This window comes from Bacillus sp. SIMBA_026, from assembly GCF_046535335.1.
GTDB lineage: Bacteria > Bacillota > Bacilli > Bacillales > Bacillaceae > Bacillus > Bacillus velezensis.
On sequence record NZ_JAWRWX010000001.1, the window covers coordinates 1121629 to 1147519 of the forward strand.

Below are 25891 nucleotides of genomic sequence, written 5' to 3' on the forward strand. Positions count from 1 at the left end.
GTAAGCGGAAAACAAAGGAGGCAGACTATGAAAAAGAAAAAGTTTATGAATCTCTGTTTTATCGTTCTGCTCAGTACTTTGCTCGCGGCCGGAAGCATCCCTTATCACGCTCAGGCTAAGAAACACCCGTTTTCCTATGACGACTACAAACAGGTAGATGTCGGCAAAGACGGCATGGTTGCCACCGCCCATCCTCTCGCTTCACAAATCGGTGCCGACGTGCTGAAAAAAGGCGGCAATGCAGTTGACGCCGCGGTTGCCATTCAATTCGCATTAAACGTAACTGAACCTATGATGTCGGGAATCGGCGGCGGCGGATTTATGATGGTTTATGACGCGAAGACGAAAGACACCACCATTATCGACAGCCGGGAACGCGCACCGGCAGGCGCAACACCGGATATGTTCCTTGACGAAAACGGCAAAGCCATTCCTTTCTCCGAACGCGTTACGAAAGGGACTGCAGTCGGTGTTCCGGGAACATTAAAAGGACTAGAAAAAGCGCTCGACAAATGGGGCACACGCTCCATGAAACAACTCATCACCCCTTCCATTAAACTTGCCTCAAAAGGCTTTCCGATCGATTCGGTTTTAGCTGATGCCATCTCAGATTATAAAGACAAATTATCACACACTGCTGCAAAAGACGTGTTTCTTCCGGACGGAGAACCTCTGAAAGAAGGAGACACACTCATCCAAAAAGACTTAGCCAAAACATTTACAGCTATTAAGTACAAAGGCACAAAAGCATTCTATGACGGTGCATTCTCCAAAAAGCTAGCGGAAACAGTGCAGGAATTCGGCGGCTCAATGACAGAAAAAGACATTAAAAACTTCAATGTGACGATTGACGAACCGATCTGGGGAGATTACCAGGGCTATCATATCGCAACTGCTCCTCCTCCAAGCTCGGGCGGTGTTTTCCTGTTGCAAATGCTGAACCTCTTGGATGATTTTAAGCTTTCTCAATATGATATCCGTTCTTGGCAAAAATATCAGCTTCTCGCAGAAACGATGCATTTGGCTTATGCTGACCGCGCCGCATTTGCCGGGGACCCAGAATTCGTCAACGTCCCTCTCAAAGGTCTCTTGAATCCAGATTATATCAATGCCCGCAGACAGCTGATAGATATTGATAAAGTCAATAAAAAACCGAAAGCCGGCGATCCTTGGGCCTATCAGGAAGGTTCTGCAAACTATAAACAAGCGGAGCAGCCGACTGACAAACAAGAAGGCCAAACGACTCACTTCACGGTAACTGATCGCTTCGGCAATGTCGTATCATATACGACAACAATTGAACAGCTGTTCGGTTCCGGCATTATGGTTCCCGGATACGGCGTTGTGTTGAATAATGAGTTAACAGACTTCGATGCGGTGCCTGGCGGCGCAAATGAAGTGCAGCCGAATAAACGTCCGCTCAGCAGCATGACTCCGACTATTTTATTCAAAAATAACGAACCCGTCCTGACTGTCGGCTCCCCCGGCGGAGCAACGATTATTTCTTCCGTCCTGCAAACGATCCTGAACAAAGTTGAGTATGGCATGGATCTGAAAGCGGCGGTCGAAGAGCCGAGAATTTACACAAACAGCATGACATCCTATCGATATGAAAAAGGAGTGCCGGAAGATGCCCGCACAAAACTGAACGAAATGGGGCATAAATTCGGCAGCAGCCCGGTTGATATCGGTAATGTGCAAAGCATCCTGATCGACCGTGAAAACGGCACCTTCACCGGAGTCGCCGACTCAAGCCGAAACGGAGCCGCAATCGGCGTAAACTTGAAAAAATAACTAGACAAAAAGCCTCGTTTCTCAAGCTGAGAAACGGGGCTTTTGTTTATTCTGCACTGTATTCAGTTGAGGTTTTTTCAGACGTTAATGACGCAAGCGAAAGCACGCCGCACATCGCGATGACAACACCCGCTGATCCGATCCATGTCACTGACGCAAGAGACAGATGAGTGACAACAATGCCCCCGATGCCCGCCCCGGCCGCCATAGCCAGCTGCATCACAGACTGGTTGAGGCCGAGTAATACACCCGATGATTCAGGCTCCATCGTTGCCAAATGATACTGCTGAGCAGGTCCTGATGACCAGGCGGCGAAGGACCAAAATATAAGCACTGCCGCCGCTCCGAAAGCAGAATGTGTCACAAACGGCAATAACATGAGCATGATAGCATGAAGCGCCATTCCGCCGGTTAATGTCATACGCGCCCCCCATTTGTCTGCGCTGAAACCGCCTGCTTTAGAACCGGCAAGACTTGCAACACCGAAAATAAGCAGCAATGTACTCAGTATTCCGCTGCCGATATGAGTGACGTTCAGTAAATACGGAGAAAGGTACGTATACGCAACCGAATAGCCTCCGAGCCAAAAAAACGTAATGGCCAGCCCGACAGCCACCTTTCGTTTCTTCAAAAGAGAAAATTGCTGAATGAGCGGCACCGGTTTATCTCCTTTTATCTCAGGCAACGCGAAACGTATAATAAGCATGGCAATGATTCCAATTGCCGCAATTCCGGCGAAAACCACTTTCCAGCCGAAAGCTTCAGACACGGTTCTTCCGATCGGAACACCGATAATGAGCGCCGCCGTAAACCCCATAATGACGGTTGCGAGAGAACTTGCCTGTTTTCCCGGGGGAGCGATTTTTGCTGCGATCGTAAGCGCGGTGACCACCACGGTTCCTGCTCCAAGCGCCATAATCACCCGTGCTCCCGCAAATAAGCCGAATCCCTGCACAAGGAAAGAAATGATATTCCCGATAACAAACAGCCCCAGAGCATAGATCATGAGCTTCCTTCTGTCCAGTTTTGCTGTAAGGGCCATCATGACAGGCGTTCCGATTGCATAAACAAGCGAAAAAATCGTAATCAGCTGCCCTGCCGCTGCCACAGTAACTCCCAAGGAACCTGCAATTTTATCAAGCATCCCTGATATCACATATTCAGACGTCCCCACTAAAAAACTGATAATTGCCAAAATGTAAATCTTCCAGGTATTTTGCACCTGACACACTCCTTCATTGATGATTTATATAAAGATATATTGTGATATATCGATATAAAGAGTTGAACAAAAAGAAACAAATCGCAATATGTCGATGTGTAGTCGGAAAAAGAAACTGAATCCCTCTTCTAAAGGATTCAGCCCTACATTTCGCGCTGAAAATAATTGGCCATCGCCTTTATCGCGTCTTCATCTCTTTTATAATAGGTGTATTTGCCAATCCGTTTTGTTTGGATAAGGCCCGCCCGCTGAAGGATGGAAAGATATTGAGAAGCCGTTGACTGTGTCATCTGAAGCTTATCGGTGATCTGGCTGACACACACTCCGATCTCATTCATATCAATGCCATCATGCGGTGCGAAGTGACGGTCCGGCTCTTTCAGCCATTGTAAAATCTCAAGCCGTGACTCATTAGACAACGCTTTAAAAACATCAATAGGTTTCATACGCTTTATTATATCGTGATTTTACGATATGTCAATGTTGTTTTTATTAAATCTCTATTTTTTGTTTTGCCTCTCTTATGATCCGGGAAATAAAATCACTCACATTCTCTTCAAATGTGTCTTCCCGACCGTATTGCCGTACATGTACAGATTGATGGCGGCACTCTTGATCCCCCACAACCGCAATATACGGTATTTTTTTCATTTGTGCTTCTCTGATTTTATAGCCGAGTTTTTCATCGCGCTGATCGAGCTCAGCCCGGATACCCGCTTTCTTTTAAGAAAAACCAGAACGAAAAAAATTGGCGTACACAGCTGTCCTGTTTTCTCATCTTCCGTTCGGTAATGCTTTTAATCTATTCAGCAGTTCTTCAAACGCCGATGTCAAAAATAAATCACTCCGGTAGATGAATGATATATTCATATCCCGAAACTGTTCAGGAAGCTCATGAAGAAAAAGATTTTTCCTGTTTTGAAAATAACGGACGGCTGATGCAGGCAGAAAGGAAACCCCCATCCCCGCCTGCACCGCCCCAATAATGGCTTCCAACGTACCGAATTCAATGATTTTATGTGCGGGCACTGCCTCTTCTTTCAGTATGTTTTTTATTTTGCGGCGGTGCGAACAGCCCGCGGCAAAATACAGAATCGGATCTCGCAACAAGTCTTGCAAACTGCCTTTCCGCTTATTTGAAACCAAGACCAATTCTTCTTGAAATACAGCGACTTGCTCAAGATCTTCGTATTCTACCGGACCATAAACAAAAGCGCCGTCCAGCTCATAATGTAAGACGCGCTGCACTAAGGTATGTGTATCACCGGTTGACAGAGACAGCTGTACTTTCGGGTAACGGCTGCAATACTCCGTGAAAAATTGAGGGAGATGGACGGCTGCCGCCGTTTCAAGAGAACCGATTCGAAGCGGGCCGTTCGGATCGCCTGCCTCTTGCGCCGTTTTTTGCGCCTCATGCAGCAATTGAAGGATTCTGTCTGCGTCTTTCAATAAGTTTTCACCTGCAGGCGTCAGCGTCATCCCCCGATTTGTGCGGTAAAAAAGCTGTGTTTGCAATTGCCGTTCCAGCTGCTGAATCCGGTTTGTCACATTTGATTGAACATAATGCAGGCTTTCTGCCGCCTTTGAAATACTTCCTTTGCGGGCGACAGCCTGAAAAATCTTTAAGTCTCCGCTTTCCATGTAAGGGCACCTTCTTGCTATGATTTTTATTGATAGCCGGCTATCAATTTTCATTTATTTACTGCAGCTGATACAGCCTGTAAAATCTTTCTCATCAATCATAAAGGAGAGAAGAATAATGAATGCCCTTATCATACACGAAAATGGCTTTGATTTCAGGCAGGCACCTGACAAAAGGCCAGGAAACGGTGAAGTAAAAATAAAGCTGAAAACAGCCGGATTAAACCATCGTGATTTGTTTTTAATGAAAAACCACGAAACCGGAAACCATGAATTTACTCTCGGTTCAGACGGCGCGGGGATCGTAACCGAAATAGGACACGGCGTCCGGTCTCATTTACTGCATGCAGAAGTCATCATCAACCCGGTGCTGAATTGGAAGACTGTTGAGGACGTACCAGCCGTCCCTGATATTTTAGGCGGTCCGAGCGACGGAACATTTTCACCTTATGTCATCGTTCCTGCGGAAAACGCCGTTTTAAAACCCGAACACCTGACTTGGGAGGAAGCGGGCGTGCTGCCGTTATCAGCATTAACCGCTTATCGCGCCTTATTTACAAAAGGACAATTAAAAAAAGGCGAACACCTTATCCTTCCGGGCATCGGAAGCGGCGTGGCAACTTACGCCTTATTAATGGCAAAAGCTATCGGAGCGACAGTCAGCGTCACCTCCCGCAGTGAAAACAAAAAACAAACCGCACTGTCATACGGTGCAGACCGGGCGATTGACAGCTACGGTGATTGGAATGAGGCACTGAATGGCGAAAAAGCAGATATCATACTTGACGGTGTAGGCCCCGCCTTGTTTCAACACTATCTTGACATTATTAAACCGAATGGCCGGATCGTAACATTCGGCGCCAGTTCAGGCGATCAGCTCGGATTTCCTATTCGCTCGCTGTTTTTTCCGCAGATTCATATTCTCGGTACATCAATGGGAAGCAATGAGGAATTTGCGGATATGCTGGAATTGATAAACCGCTGCGGCATCCGTCCCATTATCGACCGCATGTACCCTCTCAGTGAAGCAGCTGCCGCTTTTAACAGAATGCGGGAAGGACGGCAGTTCGGCAATATCGGCTTTCGTATAGATGTCTAAAAAAGGAGGAGCGGACCCGTCCGTTCCCTTATTTGTTTATAAGCGCTTCTGCTTGAAATTCAATATGTTTTTCTTTATCAATTAAAATCTGCCCACAAATCGACTGCAGACACACAGAGCCCGTCACGTTTTTGAAGGCGTCTTAATAAACGGCTCAAGGCTTGCAAATCGTCTCAGTCTGCGGAAGAAAACAATCTCTCCACTCTGTAAAACAAAAATCCATATGTTATCTTCCACGTTACCCTTATATGACCAATAAAGGAAGAAGGAGGTTTCATTTCAATACGAAAAACCGGCTGATCCCAGCCGGTTTTATAAATAAACCCCTTTATTTACGGTAAAACAGTGCTCCCCATTAAATAACTGTCGACTTCGCGCGCTGCTTCCCGGCCTTCATTAATCGCCCATACAATCAGGCTTTGGCCCCTTCTCGCATCCCCTGCGGCGAAAACACCGTCAACATTCGTTTTATAATCCCCATATGCCGCCTGAATTTTATGATTTGCCGAATCGACACCGAACTGTTTCAATAATGGCTGTTCTGTCCCTTCAAAACCGATGGCGATGAACACCAGCTGAGCAGGCCATACTTTTTCTGTCCCGGGCAGTTCATGAAATTCATACTTTCCGAATTCGTTTCTGACTTTTTCCATTTGAATGGTGTGAATCTCTTGTAAGCGGCCCTGCTTATCGGCCACCATTTTTGTCGTCTGAATTGAATATTCTCTCGGGTCTTTGCCGAACTTTGCCTGCGCTTCTTCATAGGCGTATTCAAGGGTAAAGACGTGCGGCTGTTCAGGCCACATATTGTCGTTCGTGCGCGTCTGAGGAAGTTTAGGATGTTTCCCGAACTGGTGCACACTGCGCGCTTTTTGGCGCAGCGCGGTTGCCACGCAGTCAGCTCCTGTGTCTCCTCCGCCGATCACGATGACGTCTTTCCCTTTAGCGTCTATAAATTGTTTGTCTTTGAAGTTGGAATCTAAATAGCTTTTTGTCGCCAGTGTTAAATAGTCCATCGCATAATGGACGCCTTTTGCTTCCCGGCCTTCAATCAGCAGATTGCGCTGCTTTTGGGCGCCTGTGCACAAAATGACGGCATCAAATTGTTCTTTCAGCTCATCAGCTGTTATGTCAACGCCGATTTCGGTATTTGTTACAAAATCTATACCTTCCTGCGTCAAAAGCTTAATACGGCGTTCGACGACATTTTTCTCAAGCTTCATGCTCGGAATGCCGTACATCAGCAGGCCGCCGGCTCTGTCGGCACGCTCATAGACTGTTACGGAATGACCGGCTTGATTCAGCTGATCAGCGCTTGCCAGACCTGCCGGGCCTGAACCGACGACAGCGACTTTTTTACCTGTGCGTTTCGCGGGAATTCTCGGCTGAATCCATCCGTTCTCAAAACCTTTGTCAATGATCGTCCGCTCGATGTTTTTAATTGAAACAGCCGGATCTGAAATAGCCAGCGTACAAGATCCTTCACAAGGAGCGGGACAGACCCGCCCTGTGAATTCAGGAAAGTTATTCGTTTTCAGAAGACGCTCCAAGGCTTCTTTCCAGCGCCCCCGATAGACGAGGTCATTCCACTCCGGTATCAGATTATAAATCGGGCAGCCGGACGTAAAACCGTTGATATCAGCGCCGATTTGACAAAACGGTGTGCCGCAATCCATACACCGCGCCCCCTGCCGCTTTGACGCTTCATCTGAAAATGGAGCCGAATACTCTTTCCAATCCTTCAAGCGAGTGAGAGGGTCCCGCTCAGCCGGTTTTTCTCGTTTTTCTTCCATGAATCCAGTTGGTTTCCCCATGTTCCTCTCCCCTTTCTTACTGTACTACCGCTTGTTTATGATCTTTGGCAGGCGTTTGGAGGACCTTTGTATTGGCTTCAAAAGCATACATAATTGCGTCTTCTTCTGATAAACCCGCCGCTTTTTGTTCTTCGATGCTGAGGAGCATTTGTTTATAGTTTTTCGGAATGACTTTGATAAAGGTTTCTGCGGCTTTTTCCCAATTGTCCAGGAGATCTGCGGCTTTTTTGCTGTTTGTCAGCGCTGCATGCCGTTTGACCATTTCTTGTACTTCTTTGATCTCCGCCTCATCCGTCAGCTTTTCAAATGAAATCATTTCCATATTGCATTTGCGTTTAAATGCTTTGGCATCATCACTCAGGACGTATGCGATACCGCCTGACATTCCCGCCCCGAAGTTTTTGCCGACTTCGCCGAGGACGACAACCCGGCCGCCTGTCATGTATTCACAGCCGTGGTCTCCGATACCTTCTACAACGACATTGACTCCGCTGTTACGGACTGCAAAACGTTCACCGGCGCGCCCGTTAATGTACGCTTCCCCGCTTGTTGCTCCGTAAAATGCGACGTTCCCGATAATAACGTTATCGTGTGTTTCACAATTGAAGGCATCAGGCGCCTTCACGATGATTTTTCCGCCTGAAAGCCCTTTGCCTACGTAGTCATTTGAATCCCCGTTCAAATGAAGCGTCATCCCCTTAGGAACAAATGCTCCGAAACTCTGTCCGGCTGATCCGGTAAAATGAAGTCTGATCGTATCATCCGGCAGGCCTTCCGCTCCGTAGCGTTTGGAAATTTCACTTCCCGTCACGGTTCCGGCTACGCGATTTGTATTATTAATCTTGATTTCAGCTTCCGCTTCCTGACCGGCTTCAATTGCAGCCTGCACCGCCGGAAGAATAACCGTCATATCAAGCGACTCGTCGATTTTATGGTTTTGCGCCGTACGGAAAGTGCGTACGCCTTCAGGCTGGTACAGCAGTGTGGATAAATCAAGCTGGCCCGCTTTCCAATGCGCTTTCGCACGTTCACTGACATGAAGAACGTCTGTCCGTCCGATCATTTCATCAAGCGTCTTAAAGCCTAACTCTGCCATATATTCACGCACTTCTTCTGCGACAAACAGCATGTAATTTACGATATGGTCAGGGTCGCCCATGAATTTTTTGCGGAGCTCCGGGTTTTGCGTCGCGACACCTACAGGACATGTATCTAAATGGCAGGCGCGCATCATGACGCAGCCGAGAACGACAAGCGGCGCTGTAGCAAAGCCGAATTCCTCCGCACCGAGCAAGGCGGCCATCACGACATCTCGGCCTGTCATCAGCTTACCGTCCGTTTCCAATACCACGCGATCCCGTAAACCGTTCAGCATCAGCGTTTGGTGAGCTTCTGCAAGACCAAGCTCCCACGGAAGACCCGTATGTTTAATACTTGTTTTCGGCGACGCGCCCGTTCCGCCATCGTAGCCGCTGATGACGATGACATCTGCAGTGCCTTTTGCCACACCGGCCGCAATCGTGCCGACACCGGCTTTTGATACGAGCTTGACGCTGATTCGCGCGCTTCGATTTGCATTTTTCAAATCATGAATCAGCTGCGCCAAGTCTTCAATTGAATAAATATCATGGTGAGGAGGCGGTGAGATCAGCCCTACACCTGGTGTAGAACCGCGGACATCCGCGACCCAAGGATATACTTTGTTGCCCGGAAGCTGACCGCCTTCTCCCGGCTTCGCCCCTTGCGCCATTTTGATCTGCAATTCATCCGCATTGACGAGATAATGGCTCTTTACGCCGAAACGGCCGGAAGCAATCTGTTTAATCGCACTTCTTCTGTCGTCGCCATTTTCATCCGGAACGAAACGTTTCGGGTCCTCGCCGCCTTCTCCGCTGTTGCTTTTTCCGCCAAGCCTGTTCATCGCTATCGCTAAAGCCTCATGGGCTTCCTTGCTTAATGAACCGAATGACATCGCTCCTGTCTTAAAACGTTTCACGATGGACGCAGCGGATTCAACTTCCTCTAATTTTAAAGGCTTGCGGTCTTCTTTGAAGGCGAACAGATTGCGTAAAAATCCGATTCGTTCTTCATCCGCTGCATGAGAATACTGCTTAAACAAGCTGTAATCATTCTTGCGGCACGCCCATTGCAGGGTATGGATGGTTTTCGGATTGAAAGCGTGGTGCTCTCCCCCGTTCCGCCATTGGAATTCACTTCCCGGATCAAGAGTTTGGCTGTAATCATCCTTGTACGCCGCTTGATGGCGCTGTTTCGCTTCTTGCGCAATCGTTTCGATATCGATTCCGCCAAGCTGAGATGCAGTACCGGTAAAGTATTTGGCGATAACGTCTTCACCGATGCCGACCGCTTCAAAAATTTGGGCGCCCCTGTAACTTTGCACAGTTGAAATCCCCATTTTTGACATCACTTTCACGACGCCTTCTGTTACGCTCTTTCCGTATTTACTGACAGCTTCTTCATACGGAATATCAAGCCGGCCTTCATCGATTTCCTGCTTATACGTAGCGTAAGTCAAATACGGATTGACAGCATCGGCACCATACCCGATGAGAGCCGCAAAGTGATGAACTTCACGCGCTTCCCCGGATTCAACGATAATGCTTGCTTTTGTTCGCAGGCCTTGGCGGATCAAATGCTGATGCAGCGCACTGACGGCCAAAAGCGGCGGAATCGGCGTCAATTCCTTACTCATTGCCCTGTCAGATAAAATTAACAGAGATACGCCTTCCTTGATCGCTTTTTCCGCCTGCTGAAACAAATCCTTCAGGCCTTTTTCTAGGTCATCGGAAAACAGCGCGCGGATGTTCTGGCTCTTAATGTCAGGGTGCACAAGTGTTTTCAGCGCATAAAACTGTTCGTTTGATAATACAGGAGTATACAGTTTAATGCGGCGGGCATTTCTTTCACTTGGATGCAGCAGATCGCCTTCGGCTCCGAGCCATGTCACCGTGGAGGTCACAAGCTGCTCGCGGATCGCGTCAATCGGCGGGTTTGTGACTTGAGCAAACAGCTGTTTAAAGTAATGAAACAGTGATTGGGCGCGATCGGATAAAACGGCGAGCGGCGAATCATTTCCCATAGAGCCGAGCGGGTCCTTGCCTTCTTTAATAACAGGAATTAAATACTTCTGGATATCTTCATACGTATAGCCAAACGCTTTTTGACGGACGAGAAGATCATCGAATCGTTCCTCTTCCCGGATTTCCGGGTCAGGATTCACTTGAACCAATTCTTCTTCAAGCCATTTTTGATATGGGAATTCATTGGCGATTTCTGTTTTTACTTCTTCATCTGAAATAATCCGGCCTTCCTCTAAGTCAATGAGCAGCATTTTTCCGGGCTCCAGACGTTTTTTATGAAGAATGTTCTCCTGCTCAACTTCAATAACGCCAACCTCGGATGAGAAAATAATATGGTCATCTTTTGTCACATAGTAACGTGCCGGACGCAGGCCGTTACGGTCAAGGATGGCGCCGATTTGTTTTCCGTCCGTAAACGAAATGGCGGTCGGCCCGTCCCACGGCTCCATTAAAGAGCTGTGATATTCATAAAAAGCCCGTTTCGCTTTAGACATGTGAGTGTTTTCCGTCCATGGTTCCGGAATCAGCATCATTGCCGTATGTGCCGGTTTCCGCCCCGCCATCACGAAAAATTCAAACGCATTATCAAGAATGGATGAGTCACTGCCCTCAGCATTTAAAATCGGCAGCACTTTGTGAAGATCGTCTCCGAAGCTTTCTGAAACAAACTGCTGCTCCCTCGCTCTCATCCAATTGATGTTGCCCCGGAGCGTATTGATTTCTCCGTTATGAATCAGATAGCGGTTCGGATGGGCACGTTCCCAAGTAGGAAAGGTATTTGTGCTGAATCTTGAATGCACGAGTGAAAATGCAGATACGAAGGTTTCATCCTGCAAATCCAAATAAAAATCGTCAACCTGCTCAGGCGTTAACAACCCTTTATAAACAATAGTCTGGCTTGACAAGCTTGCGAAGTAAAAATCAAGCTGTTCTTGAACGCCCCAATTTTCCGCCTGCTTCCGGATGACATACAGTTTGCGTTCAAAAGCAAGGCTGTCTTTCAAATCGTTTGCGGCGCCGATGAATACTTGACGCACATACGGGCAAGTGCTTTGTGCCACTGTTCCGATTTTTCCGACATTTACAGGGACGGTTCTCCAGCCGAGAACGATCTGTCCTTCCTGCTCAATGAATGCATTCACCTGTTTTTCGATCTTTTTTCTTTCCTCTTCATTTTGCGAGAAAAAGACCATTCCTACCCCGTAACGGCCTTTTTCCGGCAGTCTCATTTCTCCGCACTCTTTCTTAAAAAAAGCATCAGGGATCTGAACCATCAGGCCGGCGCCGTCACCCGTATTCGGATCACTGCCCTGTCCTCCTCTGTGATCCAGCTGGCAAAGCATCTTCAGTCCTTTTTTGACAATGTCATGTGAAGGTTTCCCTTTTAAATGGGCATACAAGCCGATTCCGCATGCATCGTGCTCAAATTCCGGACGGTAGAGACCTTGTGCTTTCGGCATTTGATTGTAAGTCATAATTCCTCTCCCCCGATCAGTTTCCGTTAATTACCGGTCATAAAATCTGACAACTTTAAATTAATTGTAAGTTTTCAAAACAATATAAACAATATATAATTTAGATCAAATACATCTCAAAATGAGATAGATAGGTGTGAACGCAATGGAATTACGCCAGCTTCGGTATTTTATGGAGGTAGCAGAACGGGAACATGTGTCAGAAGCGGCTGATCATCTGCATGTCGCACAATCCGCCATCAGCAGGCAGATTGCAAATCTTGAAGAAGAGCTGAAAGTCACTTTATTTGAACGGGAAGGCAGAAATATTAAATTAACGCCGATCGGCAAACAATTTTTAGAACATGTTAAAACGGCGATGAAAGCAATTGATTACGCGAAGGAACAAATTGATGAATATCTTGATCCGAATCGCGGAACCGTCAAAATAGGATTTCCGACGAGCCTTGCAAGCCAGCTTTTGCCGACGGTGATTTCGGCATTTAAAGAGGAATACCCGAACGTTGAGTTTTTGCTCCGCCAAGGATCTTATAAGTTTTTAATCGAAGCCGTAAGAAACAGGGATATAGATGCGGCGCTGCTCGGCCCCGTTCCGACGGAATTTCCCGACATAACAGGCAATATCTTATTCACAGAAAAGATTTACGCGCTTGTTCCGCTGCACCATCCGCTTGCTAAACAGAAAAATATCCATTTAATTGATCTGCGCGGCGACCAATTTGTTTTATTTCCTGAAGGATTTATTCTCCGCAATATGGCAATTGACGCTTGCAGACAGGCCGGCTTTGCGCCGCTTGTATCGACGGAAGGCGAGGATTTAGATGCCATTAAAGGATTAGTCTCCGCGGGGATGGGAGTTACTTTATTACCTGAAAGCACCTTTGCGGAAACCACACCCCGGTTCACGGTCAAAATTCCGATTGAATTTCCTCAAGTGAAGCGTACCGTAGGCATTATTAAACCAAAAGGAAGGGAACTGGCTCCGTCTGCAAATGATTTCTATCATTTTGTCATTCAATTTTTCTCCAAACTTGAACAATATCAATAAAAAACAAACCCGAGCTTCAAAACGAAGCCTCGGGCTTTTTCATATTTTTATAAATCTTTCTCAGCCGATAGGGATGGATAGTTCAACGTGGCAGACAAACGCTTCCGGATCAATGACTGATTGATCGGTCTGTTTGGGCGGTGTTTCTTTAAAAGTCTTCAGCTGGGCTGAGGAATAGTTGACGATGCCGAGTCCGAGCTCTTCTCCCTGCTGATCAAGCAGCCTGACAACCGCTCCGCTGCTGAATCTGCCCTTAATCTGCTCGATGTCCTGCGGTGACAGCTCCATATTTCCGTTCGCGACATCGCGGCTGCTTTCTTTTTCCATCACAATTTCGCCTTCGGGGCCGGAATTAAATGCAAGCCATTGTTCTTTGTGGTTTAACGGCAGGGTTCCTTCCGCTTCAAAATAAGTTCCTTCAGCCGCCTCATCTACCGCTTGAAGCAGAATGTCCGGAATGTTGGCTTGCCCGAGAAAGCCTTTAATACCGGAGGCCATCACAATTTTAAAAGCATCCAGTTTCGAACGCATTCCGCCGGTTCCCATTTCACTCCCGGCATCTCCCGCGCTTGCTTCTATTTCCGGAGTGATGTCACTTACATGTCTGATTCTTTTCGCTTTCGGGTTGCTGCGCGGATTATCATCATATAAACCGTCAATGTCTGATAAAATCACAAGCATGTCGGCATCAATTAAACCTGCCACCTTCGCTGCGAGTGTATCGTTATCTCCGAATTTCAGCCGATTGACTGTGACCGTGTCATTTTCATTAATAATCGGAATAATGCCCCGTTCCAAAAGGACGTTCATCGTATTGCGCACATTATGGTAGCGGTATTCATCGGAAAAGTCGCTTCTTGTAATTAAAATTTGTGATGCGACATAACCGTGCGCTAAAAACAGCTTTGAATAAGCCTCCATTAATAATCCCTGCCCGATGGAAGCGGAAGCCTGTTTTTCAGGGAGGCTTTCCGGTTTCTGAATAAATCCGAGCTTCCGATAACCTGCCGCCACTGCGCCGGAAGATACTAAAATCACTTCATAGCCGCTGTCTTTCAGCTGTGCGATTTGATCCACCAATGCTTCCAGCTTTCTTCTGCTGATTTCCCCGTGCAGGCTCGTCAGTGAGCTGCTGCCGATTTTCACCGCGACTCTTTTGATCTTCGTCCGAGACGTCACTGTATCACTCCTGTTTTTTAACGATTATAGTGCTGCCGTTTTTTCAATTGTTTTGCTGATCTCAATAGAACGTTCGGTCGCGTGTTTAATGGCTTTGGCAATGGCTTCTCCGCCGCCTTCTGACCTGAGCGCATCGAGGCCGGCTTCCGTCGTGCCGTTTGGAGAGGTGATGTTTTCCCGAAGCACATCCGGTTTTTCACCCGTTTCCATCAGCATTTTAGCTGCGCCCAATAACGTTTGCGCGCCGATTTTGCGGGACAGCCGTTTGTCTAAGCCGGCTTCTTCACCTGCTTTTTCAATAAACTCCATTAAATAATAAAAGTACGCCGGTCCGCTGCCTGCGATGCCGGTGAAAATGTCCATCTGATCTTCCTTGATCACGTATACTTCCCCGAGGCATTCCAAAAGGGATACCGCGGTTTTTGCTGAACCGTAAGAGACATGGTCTCCGAAAGCCGCAGCTGTTGCCGATTCGCCGATCATGCTGGATGTGTTCGGCATCACTCTTACAACAGGCTGACGATCATGTAATGATTGTTGTATAAATGAGGTTGTTATGCCTGCCAGAACAGACAGGATAATTTGATGAGGTTGAATACGCCGTTTCAGCGTAGCCAGAGCGATTTCGGCATCCTTCGGCTTCATGGCTAAAATAAAGACATCAATATCTTCGGTTTTCATGCTGTCAAAAGCAATGCCCTGAATTCCGTATTGATGTTCCAATTCAGCAAGTCGCTCTGTATTGCGGCGGTTTGTCACGCAGATGTTTTGGTTGGGAATTTTTTTTGCGCGGACCATGCCTGATATCATTCCTTCAGCCATTGATCCTGCTCCGATAAAAGCAACTTTCTTTTGATCTAAGATCGGTAACATCTCCCTTGTTCGTATTTTGTTCGTATTTTTCACACGTTTTTTATGTTACCACTTCAAGAGTCGATGTCAAGTTTGAAGGTTCTATTGATATGTATTGTTCCGAGCCTGCTATTATGTATAATGAATCACAGAACATACCTTACAAACCTTTTGAGCCCGGGAGGCCGGGTGCGTTCCGGCCGGATTTAAAAATTATCTGAAATGGCTTTTTCAATCAGCTTTTTGCAGCGGTCAAGCTCTGTCTTCAGCTGTTTTTTGTAAAGCTTCGCAGCTTCATAGTCTTTAAATTGATAGAGAACGACTTCCTGGAGTTTGGCTCCCTCTTTTTTCACTTTTACTTGCTTTAAAATCCCGTCATCCAAAAGTTCGTGAAGCGAACGGTATACCTCGGTATGATTCGGCTTAAAACCGATGGGTTTAAATTCCGAGCGGAGCACCTCGAGAAGCTTCAGTCCGTAAAGCCGTTCCTGCTCTGTCATTGTAATCATGTAAAGCTTTAAAAAAGCTCTTTGTTTCACTAAAAAACCGGTTGAACTTCTTTTTTCTTCTTTCAATACGTGCACACCCTTCCTTCTAACAAATTATTCCATGTACTAAATATTCTCTTTATATCCCGTTTTCCCTTTTATCGTTCGGACAGTTTGGTTTGTATAGATTTGTTTTTTGGAGGCGGGGAAAAATAACCTTAATGAACATTTGGTACATAGTTTATTTAGTTTAATTATAGCTGATATCTGTTTCTTTTTCACTCTTTTTTCTGTAAAAACGGATTTTTATGCCTATTTATTCGGGTTTGCGGATACAAAAAAGACCCGTCGTGAAGACAGGTCCCCTCTTGTTTAAGGATTCGTTGACCACAAACCGGCAGTTTTGATGAAAATGCGCGGATGTAATTTCAATTGAGCAACCATATATTCTGCAAGATCCTCAGGCTGCATGACTTTTTCCGGATTGCCGTCTGTCAGATTTAATTCAATAGACATGTCGCTGGCAACCGTGCTCGGAGTCATTGCGCTGACACGGATGTTGTGTTTTCTGACTTCCTGCATGAGAGATTCAGTCAGACCGAGAACGGCAAATTTAGAAGCGCTGTACGCACTTGTCGCCGCGGCGCCTCTTTGGCCCGCCGTAGAAGAAATATTAATGATATCTCCTGATTTTCTCTCAATCATTTCAGGAAGAACGGCGCGTGTCACGTGGTATACACCCATTACATTAACTTGTATGATGTCTTCCCACTCTTCAGGCGTAAGATCCAAAAATCCGCCGAATTTGCTGATTCCGGCATTGTTAATCAAGATGTCAATCTCACCGAGTTCTTCTTTAATAGAGGAGACGGCTTGTTCAACCTCTTTTTGGTTTTTTACATCGGCAGCAGCGAATGATGCCTTTACACCAAGGGCTTTCACTTCTTCCGCAACCTTTTCGACATTTGCTTCTGTGCGGCCGATTAAACCGATATTGACTCCTTCTTTGGCTAAAGCGATAGCGGCGGCGCGGCCGATTCCTCTGCCCGCACCCGTGATAAGAGCCGTTTTGTTTTGTAAGCTTTCCACGTCTTTCACCCTTTCTGAATGTCCTTATGTACGATTTCACATTATAAGCAGAAAAAAAACAATTAGCAAATAAAATGATTCAACACGATCCGTAAAGGGTATCAACTGAAAAAAAGGAGTGAAAAGCAGATGATCATCATTTTGTATATCAGTGCTGCCGTTGCGGCTGCCGCATTAATTTATGCAGCCGTATCCGCGGTGCGTTTTAAAAGAAACACAGCGCCTGATATAAAGAAGATTAACGCCGCGACAGCGTCCATGCAGACGTCCGTTGATGAAATCAAAACAGAAACCGTTCTGTTATCGCAAAAGCAAAAAGAACTGCAGGAAGATTTTCTCACTAAAAAAACAGCCGTGCAAACGACGGCGGCCGAAGTTAAAGGAACGCCTCACGTCCTGAAGATGCTCTGGAACGCCGGTAAAAGTGATGTATGAGCCTGCATGTCATCCGACGTTTTTGATGACACTAAGAGAAACTGGCGGATTCAAGGAGGCATAACATGATTTGCGATCGTGAGCGGCTTGCGCATTTTTTGCAGCAGCTTAAAGCACTATCATATTCGGGAGGGTTTACAAAATCGGATTTGCTGACTCCGGCTTTCCATTTAGCCAAGGACGGAGATCTGGATTTGTATTATTCGCCTCATAATGAATATATTAACCCTCATGCAGTCGTTGCCATTTCCGGAATCACACCCGGTTTTTTTCAAATGCAGCTGGCTTACAAAAAAGCGGCACAGCTTTTAAAAGATGGCGAAACGCTTGAAACGATAGCGTATGAAACAAAAAAAGCGGCCGGACTTTCCGGTTCAATGAGACAGAACATCATTGAAATGCTTAATGAATGCGGTCTGCCGGCCGCGCTTCACGTTGAGGATTCATCCCGGTTATTTGATTCAAAACGAGAGCTTCTTCATACAACGTCCGTTATCAAACACCCTGTTTTTTATAAACAGAAAAACTATACGGGACATCGGCCGGCAATCAGCAGGTCAGCTCTTCTCAGCCGTTACGCGCTGAAATGTTTTCCGGATGAAATAGAAATGATGGAAAAGGACATCCTGCTTATCCCTCTCGGCAAAGCAGCAGAATCAGCCTGCCGCATGCTGAAGAAGAACGGCAGAATGGGTCATGCGTTCATTCTGGAAGGCTTCCCGCATCCGTCCGGAGCAAACGGACATCGTTTCAAACAATTTCACGAAAACAAACAATCGTTACGTGAACAAATTCAGCGCTTTGCCGGGTTTCTTCAGCAGCTGTAAAAAAACGCCCCGAATTTTCGGGGCGCTGCTGTTAAGAAGCGTATTCAGGCAATGCTTTATTGTGTTTTGCCGTTTTCTCTTCAGGCATTTTGATTTGATTTGTCAAGATTGCACTTACGAAATAGAGCGCTGCGAAAATCCATACAACGCCTTGTGCGCCGACAAGCCCGATGAACGCCCAGGCAAGCGCGGGGCCGACAAATGCCGACAGGCCCGCAGCCAGATTTAACACAGACATGGCAGCACCTTTATCGCTGCCGGCCGCCGTCGGCACGATAGCCCCGATCGGAACGAACCCGGCGAGGAGCCCTCCCCATATAAAACCGACAATGCTGACGAAAAGCAAGTTCCCATGTGATACAACAGGAGCATAATATAATAAAAGAGTAAAAATGCCGCAGCCTACTCCTCCGAACCACATGACAGTCTTTTTCCAGCCGAAGGCATCACCGACTGCGCCGAAGATTAAGTTAAAAACGATATTTCCGAGAAAGATCGTTCCCCAAATTTGAAGCCATACATTTGTAGAAATGCCGTGCTGCGCCATATGCATCGGAAGAAATACCGGAAATCCGTATGTACCAATGCTGTTAATGATCCGAATGATCCCCCCAGAGAGCACGCGCGGATTTTCAGCAAGGATGGTGATTCCCTTCATTAATTCCTGCGCTTTTTCCCGCTTATCTGCCTTTTTCTTTTCAAAGCGGTCCCTGTTTAAAATCAAAGCAAAAAACGCGCCGAGGCAGACCCAGAAAATTGAACTCCACAGTGTATTCAAATAGCCGAAGGATTTGATGGCCCAGCTTGAATACCAAGCACCGAATACAAACATCCCGCAGCAATATGCAATCCAGAACCAGCCGACCGCCGTACTGAGCCTGTTTTTCGGCGACCGGTAAATCACCCATGTCAAAAATGAATAGGCAAACAGCGGATAACCCAGCCCTTTAATAAAATACGTGACATACATCACCGGCAAATTAAGATTTTCAAATCCGTATGCGATAAACGCGGCTGTTCCGATAACGTAAAACAACAGCCCCATAAACATCGTCCGCTTTGCGCCGAAGGCTTCGAGGCAGACCCCTGAAAACCAAGACGCCACAGCGAGAGAAATACCGTAAACCGTAAACAGGGATGCTGATTGCTGTACCGTCAAGCCGTTTTCAACTAAAAACGGGCTGAGCCAGCTTTGTTCAAGGCCGTCTCCCATCATAAACAGCACGACCCCTAAAAATCCCCAGGCGAGCTGTTTCGGAATTCCTATTTTATTAAGCATTTTTGTTCCTCCTCAGCAATCCTTCATGTTGTCATCTCATCCCCAAGTCAGGCTTTCACCGCCGGCTGAAAATGAGTAAATAATTTTTGCGTATGTTTCCATTCTTCATATAGGAAGAGATCCGTCTGATCCGCTTCCGGCTCAATTACCTTTGTGCGGCTCGAAAGCTCTGCTTTCACACCGAGAGCTTCGTTGCAAATCATCGCCGCTCCCATTGCGGATGCCTGGCTGAACCCCTCTCTCTTATAGATTTTCTTTTGGAGAAGGTTAGCAAGAAACTGCGTCAAAGCATCACTTTGGAAACCGCCGCCGCACACCTTCACATAATCTTGTAAAAAAGAAGCCACCTCTGTTAACGCCTCATAGTTCCATTTGATTGAAAAAGCGATTTCCAGCAGTGCGGCTTTGACAAAATGGGCTCTGCTTAAGTTTTGAGACAGCGGAGCGTCAAAAATAAATCCGCCTTTTGTCAGTGCGTTTTTCTCTGGCGATAAATAGGAGCCTAACGCAGAAATACAAGCATGATCATGTTTCGGCAGACTTGCGATTTCCCGTTCCATGACGCCGTAGGATTCATTCGGATAAAAAATGGATTTTAATTTTTGATAATTGAGTCCTGTTACACCCGGATTCGTTTCAAGGAGCCATTGACCTTCTTCTGTATGGCAATTCAGCCATGCATTCTTTAAACTTTCGGTTCCGGTCTCAGCTGTTATCTTTATAATCGGCGTCGTCGTGCCGGATACGATGACGATATCTCCCGGCTTTGCATCTGCACTTTTGATGGCAAGCTGTGTGTCTCCCCCGCCTGCAATCACAGGCACTCTTTCAGAAAGACCGAGAACCGCCGCTTTCTTAAACGTTAACATTCCGACAACCGTCCCAGATCGGACGAGTGAAGGAAGAATGGCAGAAGGCACACCGAAGATGTTGCATAATGTCTCTGACCACGCCTTTTTCCTTACGTCAAACAGCAGTGTTTCAGCAGCCTGTGACGGTTCATAGCTTAAAATACCGCTCAGCTCAAATGTCACCCAGTCACTGATGCTTGTAATGTACTTCACTTCTTTCCATAAAGACGGCTGTCTAGTTTTTAATCCGACAAGTTTCATGGCGGAAAATAAAGCGCTCGGAAGACGTCCGGTTTGCTGATGCACTTCTTCTTTTGCCTCAATCCCGTCTTCCCATTCACGCCCTCTGTTATCAATGTTGGGCAGACCGAGAAATGCCTTTTTATCTTTATTGATCAGAACAATTCCCTGCCTCTGGCTTGTTGAGGTGATTCCGATTAATGTAATATGAGGGCTTTTGCCAATAACCTTCCTTGCCATAGCGCTGATTTGCTTCCATAACTCTTCCGGTGAGAAATATCGTCCGTCCGGATAAAGCGGATCCGTCACATATTCAATGTCTTCCCTTTCAAGCGCGGTCACTTCGCCGCCGGCAGTCACGACCGCGACTCGCGCATTCCCCGTCCCGATGTCAAATACAAGGTAGCCTTTTTGTTCATCCATTACAGCCTCCTCCTTCCGGTTCAAGTTCTCTTTTGTTATAAAGTTCACGTATTGAGCAGGTTTGATCTTGTTTCCATTTGAAAAGCGCTTCATTTAAAATCTTCACATGATGATCTTCCACTTCAAATGTTGCGCCCGCTAAATGGGGAGTCGCTAACACATTCGGCAAAGAGATCAATTCATAATCAGAAGATTCAGGCGGTTCGTGATAAAACACGTCAAGGATCGCTCCCTTAATCCGCCGTTCTTTCAGCACCCGCAGCAGCTCTTCCCTGTCTGTAACCGCCGCTCTTGACGTATTGACAAAAACAGCTTCCTGTTTCATCAATTGAAAGTGCCGGGCGCCGATAAGGCCGATGGTTTCTTCTGTGCGCGGCAAGTGAACGGAAACAATATCACTTTCAGAAAATACCCGTTCAATCGTCGTTTTTTCATACTCCCGGTTTTCATGACGGACAAATGGGTCATAGTAAAGCACCTTGCAGTCAAAAGCGGCCAATAGCCGGGCGATTCTCTGTCCGACAGCTCCGAAACCGATAAGGCCGACTGTTTTCCCCGTCAGCTCATTTCCTCTGAATTTGACGTAAGCCTGCAAATAATCACCGTTCCACTTCCCATCCTTCAGCCACTGATGGGAAGAATACGTATGACGCAAAAATGAAATCACATTTCCGATAAAAGCGGAATCGGGCAATATGTCAATAACACGCTCAGACACCTCATCAAGTTCAGTAATAAGCCCCGACGCGTTTGTCTCTTGAATCATTCGGATTAATTCATCTTCCCGATAGTCCCGGCCGTGCTTCTTCCACGGCCGGTGCACAGTCCGGCCGAACAGCTCAGTCAGCTCCTTCAGCCCCTCGTCGTGATATGGCGCGGTAATTAAAACCGTCATGGTGCAAAACATCCTTTTCACATAAATTTTTTCATAAAAAAATCTCTTTCCCCAAAGAAGGAAAGAGATTCATATACCGTCTTTATGCGCTTGAAGCGCACAAATATGTATAGATCATTCTTTCCTATCTTTCAAGCATACGCTTGCTGGAATTGGCACAATAAATGTTGCCGAGGTTTCATAGGGCCAGTCCCTCCACCTCTCTGGATAGAAAATAAAATGATGAAATTGTCAGGCTGTTTAAAAGAATAAACTCATCATAGAAAAGTCTTTCCGTGATGTCAACACTTTTTTTCTGAATTGACGTTCGATTTTGAAATGTTATAATGCTTACAATATAAACAAAGAGGAGAAATGGGCTATGAATTCTGCTGCAACACAGCCGAACGGGGTCTTTAAGTCGGTATGCTCACTAGACTGTCCCGACCAATGCGGCTTGCTTGTGACAAAAAAAGACGGAAAAATCGTTAACATTCAGGGAGACCCCGATCACCCGGTCACATCAGGGAATATTTGCAACAAAGTCAGACACATGGCTGAGCGTATTTATGATGAGAAGCGCGTAACCGTTCCGTTAAAACGGATCGGTAAAAAAGGTGAAGCCGCGTTTGCGCCTATTTCCTGGGAGGAAGCGATCAATACGATCAGTGCGCGCTGGAAAGAGCTTATTGCCGAAGAAGGAGCGGAAAGCATTCTTCCGTACAGCTTTTACGGCAATATGGGAAAACTAGCGGCAGAGGGAATGGACCGCCGTTTTTTCCATCGTCTCGGAGCGAGTCATCTCGAACGGACGATTTGCAGCAAAGCCGGTTCTGAAGGCTATAACTATACAATGGGTGAAGGAGCGGGTACTGATCCGGAGGAGACCATACATGCAAAGCTCTTTATTTTTTGGGGAATCAATGCCGTCAGCACGAATATGCACCAAGTCATGATTGCTCAAAAAGCCCGGAAAAAAGGAGCTAAAATTGTCGTTATCGATGTACATAAGAACCAAACCGGCCGGCTTGCCGATTGGTTTATTCCCATTCGCCCCGGAACAGATGCCGCACTCGCCCTCGGTATCATGCATGTCTTATTCGACGAGAACCTTCACGATGAAGCATTTCTCACAGAATACACCGAAGGCAGTGACGAATTAAAAATGCATGTCAAACACTATGATCCGGAAACGGTTTCTGCTATTACAGGCGTTAAAGCCGACGATATCAGACGCCTTGCGAGAATGTACGGGGAAACCTCCCCTTCCCTTATAAGGATCGGAAACGGCATTCAGCACCATGACAATGGCGGAATGATCGTCCGCACAGTTGCCTGTCTACCGGCTGTTACAGGACAGTGGCTCAACACCGGTGGAGGCGCGATCAAGCACAACAGCGCGGTATTAAACTATAACAGACAAGCGCTCCAGCGGCCTGATCTGCTTTACGGCAAAAAGCCACGATCATTTAATATGAACAGGCTCGGAAGCGTTCTGTTAGAAGCAAAACCGCCCGTGCGCTCCCTGTTTATTTACGGTACGAATCCCGCGGTGGTTGCGCCGGAAGCGAATAAAGTCAGAAAAGGCCTGCTGCGTGAGGATTTATTTACAGTCGTTCACGATCTGTTTTTAACGGAAACTGCCAAATATGCGGATATCGTGCTCCCTGCTGCATCCGCTTTTGAAAACACGGATTTTTACACGTCTTACTGGCATCATTTTATTCAGCTGCAAAAACCGGTGATCGAACCCTACGGGGACAGCAAATCGAATACGGAAGTGTTCCGTTTGCTTGCCGGAGCAATGGGATTTACCGAGCAGGAGCTTCAGGATTCCGATGAAGAATTGATCAGACAGGCGCTGGACTTTCCCGACAATCCGTATATCGAGGATATTGATTACGAAGCGCTCTCACGCCATTCCTTCATGAAAGCCAAACGGAAAAAACCGCTTTTTCCGGGAAAGCTCAAGACACCAAGCGGAAGAATTGAATTATATTCGGAAAAGATGAAACAGGACGGTTATCCCGCGCTGCCGACACATATCCCTCTTGAGAGCGATGACGATTTTCCGCTTTTATTTGTCCCGGGACCGAATCATAATTTTTTAAATTCGACATTTTCGAATAATGAAAAACACGTAAAACTGGAAAAAGCGCCAAAGCTTTTTATTCATACAGAGGATGCTGTACGCCGGAACATCGAAGACGGGGAAACCGTTAGAGTTTGGAATCACCGCGGCGAGTGTGAATTAACAGCTTCGGTCGGCGAACAGGTGCTTCCCGGCGTTGCAGTCAGCCAAGGTCTTTGGGCCGATATGGATGATAAAAAACAGCTCGTCAATTCGCTCACGCCCGATCGGCTGGCGGATATGGGCGGAGGCGCTGTTTTCTTCTCCGGAAAGGTGCAGGTGGAAAAGCTCAGCAATCAAAACCGTCCGCAATAAACGCCCGGCGTTTTGCTGAAGGCTGAATCCTTCGGCCGGCTTCACCATATAAAAAATGATAACGTTTATTGGAGGTTTGGATATATTACCGGCATTGGAATCGCTTTAGCCGGATATTTCATCGGAGACGGATTGCAAAACTTTAAATCACCTGATCCTCATGAACACACTGACCACATTCTCATTAAAGAAAAAGATTTGCACTTCTATATTGGTTATTATTTAGGAGTTACGAAGGAAGAAGCAAAACAAATCGTGCCCGACACCTCTGACATTCCGCATATCACGAGAAACGGAAAGCGGTATGTGCAGAAGACGGCATTAAGAGAATGGCTGACTTCCATGCTGGAAACAGAATAACAGCTGCTATGAAAAGCGGGAAGAGCTTTTCTCTTCCCGTTCATTAAGATTTGCCGCCCTGCCTCTCTTCAATCCCAAACATACGACAGATATCGTTCTTACTTAACGAAACATCCCCTTCTTTTGATTTCAAATAAAACCCTTTCATATATAACCGTATGACTTCCTCATATGTAAGCTCATGACGAAGGAGCGCCATTAAACGCCCGTCTTTTTCATCTTGTTTATTGAACCATTCATACTGTTCTGACCAGTTCACTTTCTGCATGTCAAACACCTTCCCACTTTAGATTAATGCCCTTTTCGCATTTATTATACTTATTTCCCCTTCTGTAAACACTCCGACTGCCTGTGGCATTTTTGAAAACAGCTGCACCCGCTGCTATTAGTCACCATATTGACTTATTTTCCATTTCGATGTATATTGTAATTGTCAACATGGTGACTATTTAGATAGGAGATAACTTATGGATATTAAATTATTAATGAAGGAACTGCATGTTATGCAGCAAAGTTACGCATCATTATTTTCGGTTGTCAATAAAGTGCAGGCTCGGGGGGACGAATACTTAGAAATGCTGACTTCCCGACAGCACATGACTCTTATTGCTATTGCCCATTTACCGACGGAAGATACCACACTTATGAATATCGCTAAAAAGCTGGGCACAACAAAACAAACCGCTAACAAATTAATTTCAAGCCTCGCGAAAAAAGGATATGTTCACACTGTGCCAAGCAAACTGGATAAACGTGCAATCAATATTGAGATTACCCCTGAAGGAAAAAAAGCGTTAATTTCCTGTTCAGAAAAATCCACCTATTTTTTAGCGGATATGTTTCATGACTTCACAACTGATGAAATTGAAACATTCTGGAGGCTATTGCAAAAACTTTATCGTTTTGATGGTGAAGAACAGGATGGTTTTGAAGAAAAAGTACATTTGAAAGTTGAAGATCAGGCACAATTCATCTCAGATGACTATGAAGAAAAAATCATGGCTGAATTTTCAAAACGGCGATATGGGAGTGCAGACGATGAATAATATGCTTTATCGAAAAGTAAAAGAAACAGAGGATACGATAAAGGAAAAATGCTATGAGCTGAAAGATAAAATTGATCAATTTATTTCTCATGCTAAATATAAATTTCATCGCAAACGCAAACTGGACCGAGCCGGCAATTATATATCAATTGCCATTGGACTCTTTATCCTAACTGCCTCATGGCTGACCGCAACACAATGGCTGCTTTGGATAGGCGCGGCGAGTATTTTGAGTAATGCCTGTTTGCTCATTATAAAGCCTGTTAAAAATTGAAAACCTAAAAAAAGCTCTCTAAAAGAGAGCTTTC

The 25891-nt window shown here is 46.2% G+C and carries 22 protein-coding genes, 1 pseudogene and 1 riboswitch; of the genes and pseudogenes, 9 read left to right on the forward strand and 14 right to left on the reverse strand.

Annotation, left to right across the window (positions count from 1 at the left end):
- The first annotated feature begins 27 nt into the window (after positions 1-27).
- Positions 28-1794, forward strand: coding sequence for a gamma-glutamyltransferase (ggt, locus tag SB847_RS05075; RefSeq protein ID WP_326156394.1), 1767 nt, complete (start codon positions 28-30; stop codon positions 1792-1794).
- 46 nt (positions 1795-1840) lie between these two features.
- Here ggt and SB847_RS05080 read toward each other — a convergent pair whose 3' ends face one another.
- The 4 genes and pseudogenes from SB847_RS05080 to SB847_RS05095 form a co-directional block, all read right to left on the reverse strand.
- Positions 1841-3016, reverse strand: coding sequence for an MFS transporter (locus SB847_RS05080; RefSeq protein ID WP_044802248.1), 1176 nt, complete (start codon positions 3014-3016; stop codon positions 1841-1843).
- A gap of 143 nt (positions 3017-3159) precedes the next feature.
- Positions 3160-3462, reverse strand: coding sequence for an ArsR/SmtB family transcription factor (locus tag SB847_RS05085; protein WP_410561905.1), 303 nt, complete (start codon positions 3460-3462; stop codon positions 3160-3162).
- A 46-nt stretch (positions 3463-3508) separates the two neighbouring features.
- Positions 3509-3739 (reverse strand): annotated as a pseudogene (locus SB847_RS05090) (His/Gly/Thr/Pro-type tRNA ligase C-terminal domain-containing protein); the annotation flags it as partial.
- Between the two features lie 51 nt (positions 3740-3790).
- On the reverse strand, positions 3791-4657 hold the full coding sequence (locus SB847_RS05095; RefSeq protein WP_410577428.1) for a LysR family transcriptional regulator: 867 nt from the start codon (positions 4655-4657) through the stop codon (positions 3791-3793).
- A 118-nt stretch (positions 4658-4775) separates the two neighbouring features.
- Between SB847_RS05095 and SB847_RS05100 the strand changes: the two genes are divergently transcribed.
- Positions 4776-5756: a zinc-binding dehydrogenase gene (locus SB847_RS05100; RefSeq protein WP_032873479.1), complete on the forward strand. Its 981-nt coding sequence runs from the start codon at positions 4776-4778 to the stop codon at positions 5754-5756.
- Positions 5757-6088: 332 nt separating this feature from the next.
- Here the strand turns inward: SB847_RS05100 and gltD are convergent, their stop codons facing one another.
- Positions 6089-7570 (reverse strand): glutamate synthase small subunit, encoded by a 1482-nt coding sequence (gene gltD / locus SB847_RS05105; RefSeq protein WP_003153838.1) that lies wholly within the window; start codon positions 7568-7570, stop codon positions 6089-6091.
- Positions 7571-7586: 16 nt separating this feature from the next.
- Positions 7587-12146 carry a glutamate synthase large subunit gene (gene gltB, locus SB847_RS05110; protein WP_410577431.1) on the reverse strand — a complete coding sequence of 1520 codons (4560 nt, stop codon included), beginning with the start codon at positions 12144-12146 and terminating at the stop codon, positions 7587-7589.
- Between the two features lie 145 nt (positions 12147-12291).
- On the opposite strand from gltB, the gene gltC reads away from it, so the two are divergent.
- Entirely contained in the window at positions 12292-13194 is a 903-nt protein-coding gene (gene gltC, locus SB847_RS05115) for a glutamate biosynthesis transcriptional regulator GltC (RefSeq protein ID WP_003153836.1), read from the forward strand.
- 60 nt (positions 13195-13254) lie between these two features.
- Here the strand turns inward: gltC and proB are convergent, their stop codons facing one another.
- The 4 genes from proB to SB847_RS05135 form a co-directional block, all read right to left on the reverse strand.
- Positions 13255-14373 (reverse strand): glutamate 5-kinase, encoded by a 1119-nt coding sequence (gene proB, locus SB847_RS05120; RefSeq protein ID WP_007611899.1) that lies wholly within the window; start codon positions 14371-14373, stop codon positions 13255-13257.
- 24 nt (positions 14374-14397) lie between these two features.
- The gene (proC, locus tag SB847_RS05125) at positions 14398-15246 is read right to left on the reverse strand and encodes a pyrroline-5-carboxylate reductase (RefSeq protein ID WP_014418088.1); all 849 of its coding nucleotides are present in this window, start codon (positions 15244-15246) and stop codon (positions 14398-14400) included.
- Between the two features lie 185 nt (positions 15247-15431).
- Complete coding sequence (gene rtp / locus SB847_RS05130; protein ID WP_003153833.1) at positions 15432-15800, reverse strand: replication termination protein; 369 nt, start codon at positions 15798-15800, stop codon at positions 15432-15434.
- A gap of 285 nt (positions 15801-16085) precedes the next feature.
- Positions 16086-16802 (reverse strand): 3-ketoacyl-ACP reductase, encoded by a 717-nt coding sequence (locus SB847_RS05135; protein ID WP_007407344.1) that lies wholly within the window; start codon positions 16800-16802, stop codon positions 16086-16088.
- Between the two features lie 129 nt (positions 16803-16931).
- On the opposite strand from SB847_RS05135, the gene SB847_RS05140 reads away from it, so the two are divergent.
- Both SB847_RS05140 and SB847_RS05145 read left to right on the forward strand, forming a co-directional pair.
- Positions 16932-17237 (forward strand): DUF948 domain-containing protein, encoded by a 306-nt coding sequence (locus SB847_RS05140; RefSeq protein WP_105937637.1) that lies wholly within the window; start codon positions 16932-16934, stop codon positions 17235-17237.
- Between the two features lie 65 nt (positions 17238-17302).
- Positions 17303-18064 (forward strand): hypothetical protein, encoded by a 762-nt coding sequence (locus SB847_RS05145; RefSeq protein WP_410561884.1) that lies wholly within the window; start codon positions 17303-17305, stop codon positions 18062-18064.
- A gap of 31 nt (positions 18065-18095) precedes the next feature.
- On the opposite strand, the gene SB847_RS05150 is transcribed toward SB847_RS05145, so the two are convergent.
- The 3 genes from SB847_RS05150 to SB847_RS05160 are packed head-to-tail and all read right to left on the reverse strand — an operon-like array spanning position 18096 to position 21752.
- The gene (locus SB847_RS05150; protein ID WP_410561882.1) at positions 18096-19343 is read right to left on the reverse strand and encodes an RbtT/DalT/CsbX family MFS transporter; all 1248 of its coding nucleotides are present in this window, start codon (positions 19341-19343) and stop codon (positions 18096-18098) included.
- A 47-nt stretch (positions 19344-19390) separates the two neighbouring features.
- Positions 19391-20857: an FGGY-family carbohydrate kinase gene (locus tag SB847_RS05155; RefSeq protein WP_410561879.1), complete on the reverse strand. Its 1467-nt coding sequence runs from the start codon at positions 20855-20857 to the stop codon at positions 19391-19393.
- A complete protein-coding gene (locus tag SB847_RS05160; RefSeq protein ID WP_410577433.1) occupies positions 20850-21752 on the reverse strand; it encodes an NAD(P)-dependent oxidoreductase in 903 nt (300 codons plus the stop codon). Before SB847_RS05160 ends, SB847_RS05155 begins: the two co-directional genes overlap by 8 nt.
- 121 nt (positions 21753-21873) lie before the next feature.
- A riboswitch (SAM riboswitch) is annotated at positions 21874-21966 on the reverse strand.
- Between the two features lie 147 nt (positions 21967-22113).
- Here SB847_RS05160 and SB847_RS05165 point away from each other — a divergent pair.
- Entirely contained in the window at positions 22114-24177 is a 2064-nt protein-coding gene (locus SB847_RS05165) for a molybdopterin oxidoreductase family protein (protein ID WP_410561873.1), read from the forward strand.
- A 132-nt stretch (positions 24178-24309) separates the two neighbouring features.
- Positions 24310-24537, forward strand: coding sequence for a hypothetical protein (locus SB847_RS05170; RefSeq protein WP_410577435.1), 228 nt, complete (start codon positions 24310-24312; stop codon positions 24535-24537).
- A 43-nt stretch (positions 24538-24580) separates the two neighbouring features.
- Here SB847_RS05170 and SB847_RS05175 read toward each other — a convergent pair whose 3' ends face one another.
- Entirely contained in the window at positions 24581-24805 is a 225-nt protein-coding gene (locus SB847_RS05175; protein WP_410561871.1) for a hypothetical protein, read from the reverse strand.
- Positions 24806-25004: 199 nt separating this feature from the next.
- Here SB847_RS05175 and SB847_RS05180 point away from each other — a divergent pair, with 199 nt between their 5' ends.
- Together SB847_RS05180 and SB847_RS05185 are read left to right on the forward strand one after the other, a co-directional pair.
- Entirely contained in the window at positions 25005-25583 is a 579-nt protein-coding gene (locus SB847_RS05180) for a MarR family winged helix-turn-helix transcriptional regulator (RefSeq protein WP_032873455.1), read from the forward strand.
- Positions 25576-25857 carry a hypothetical protein gene (locus SB847_RS05185; protein WP_032873454.1) on the forward strand — a complete coding sequence of 94 codons (282 nt, stop codon included), beginning with the start codon at positions 25576-25578 and terminating at the stop codon, positions 25855-25857. Before SB847_RS05180 ends, SB847_RS05185 begins: the two co-directional genes overlap by 8 nt.
- Positions 25858-25891 lie beyond the last annotated feature (34 nt).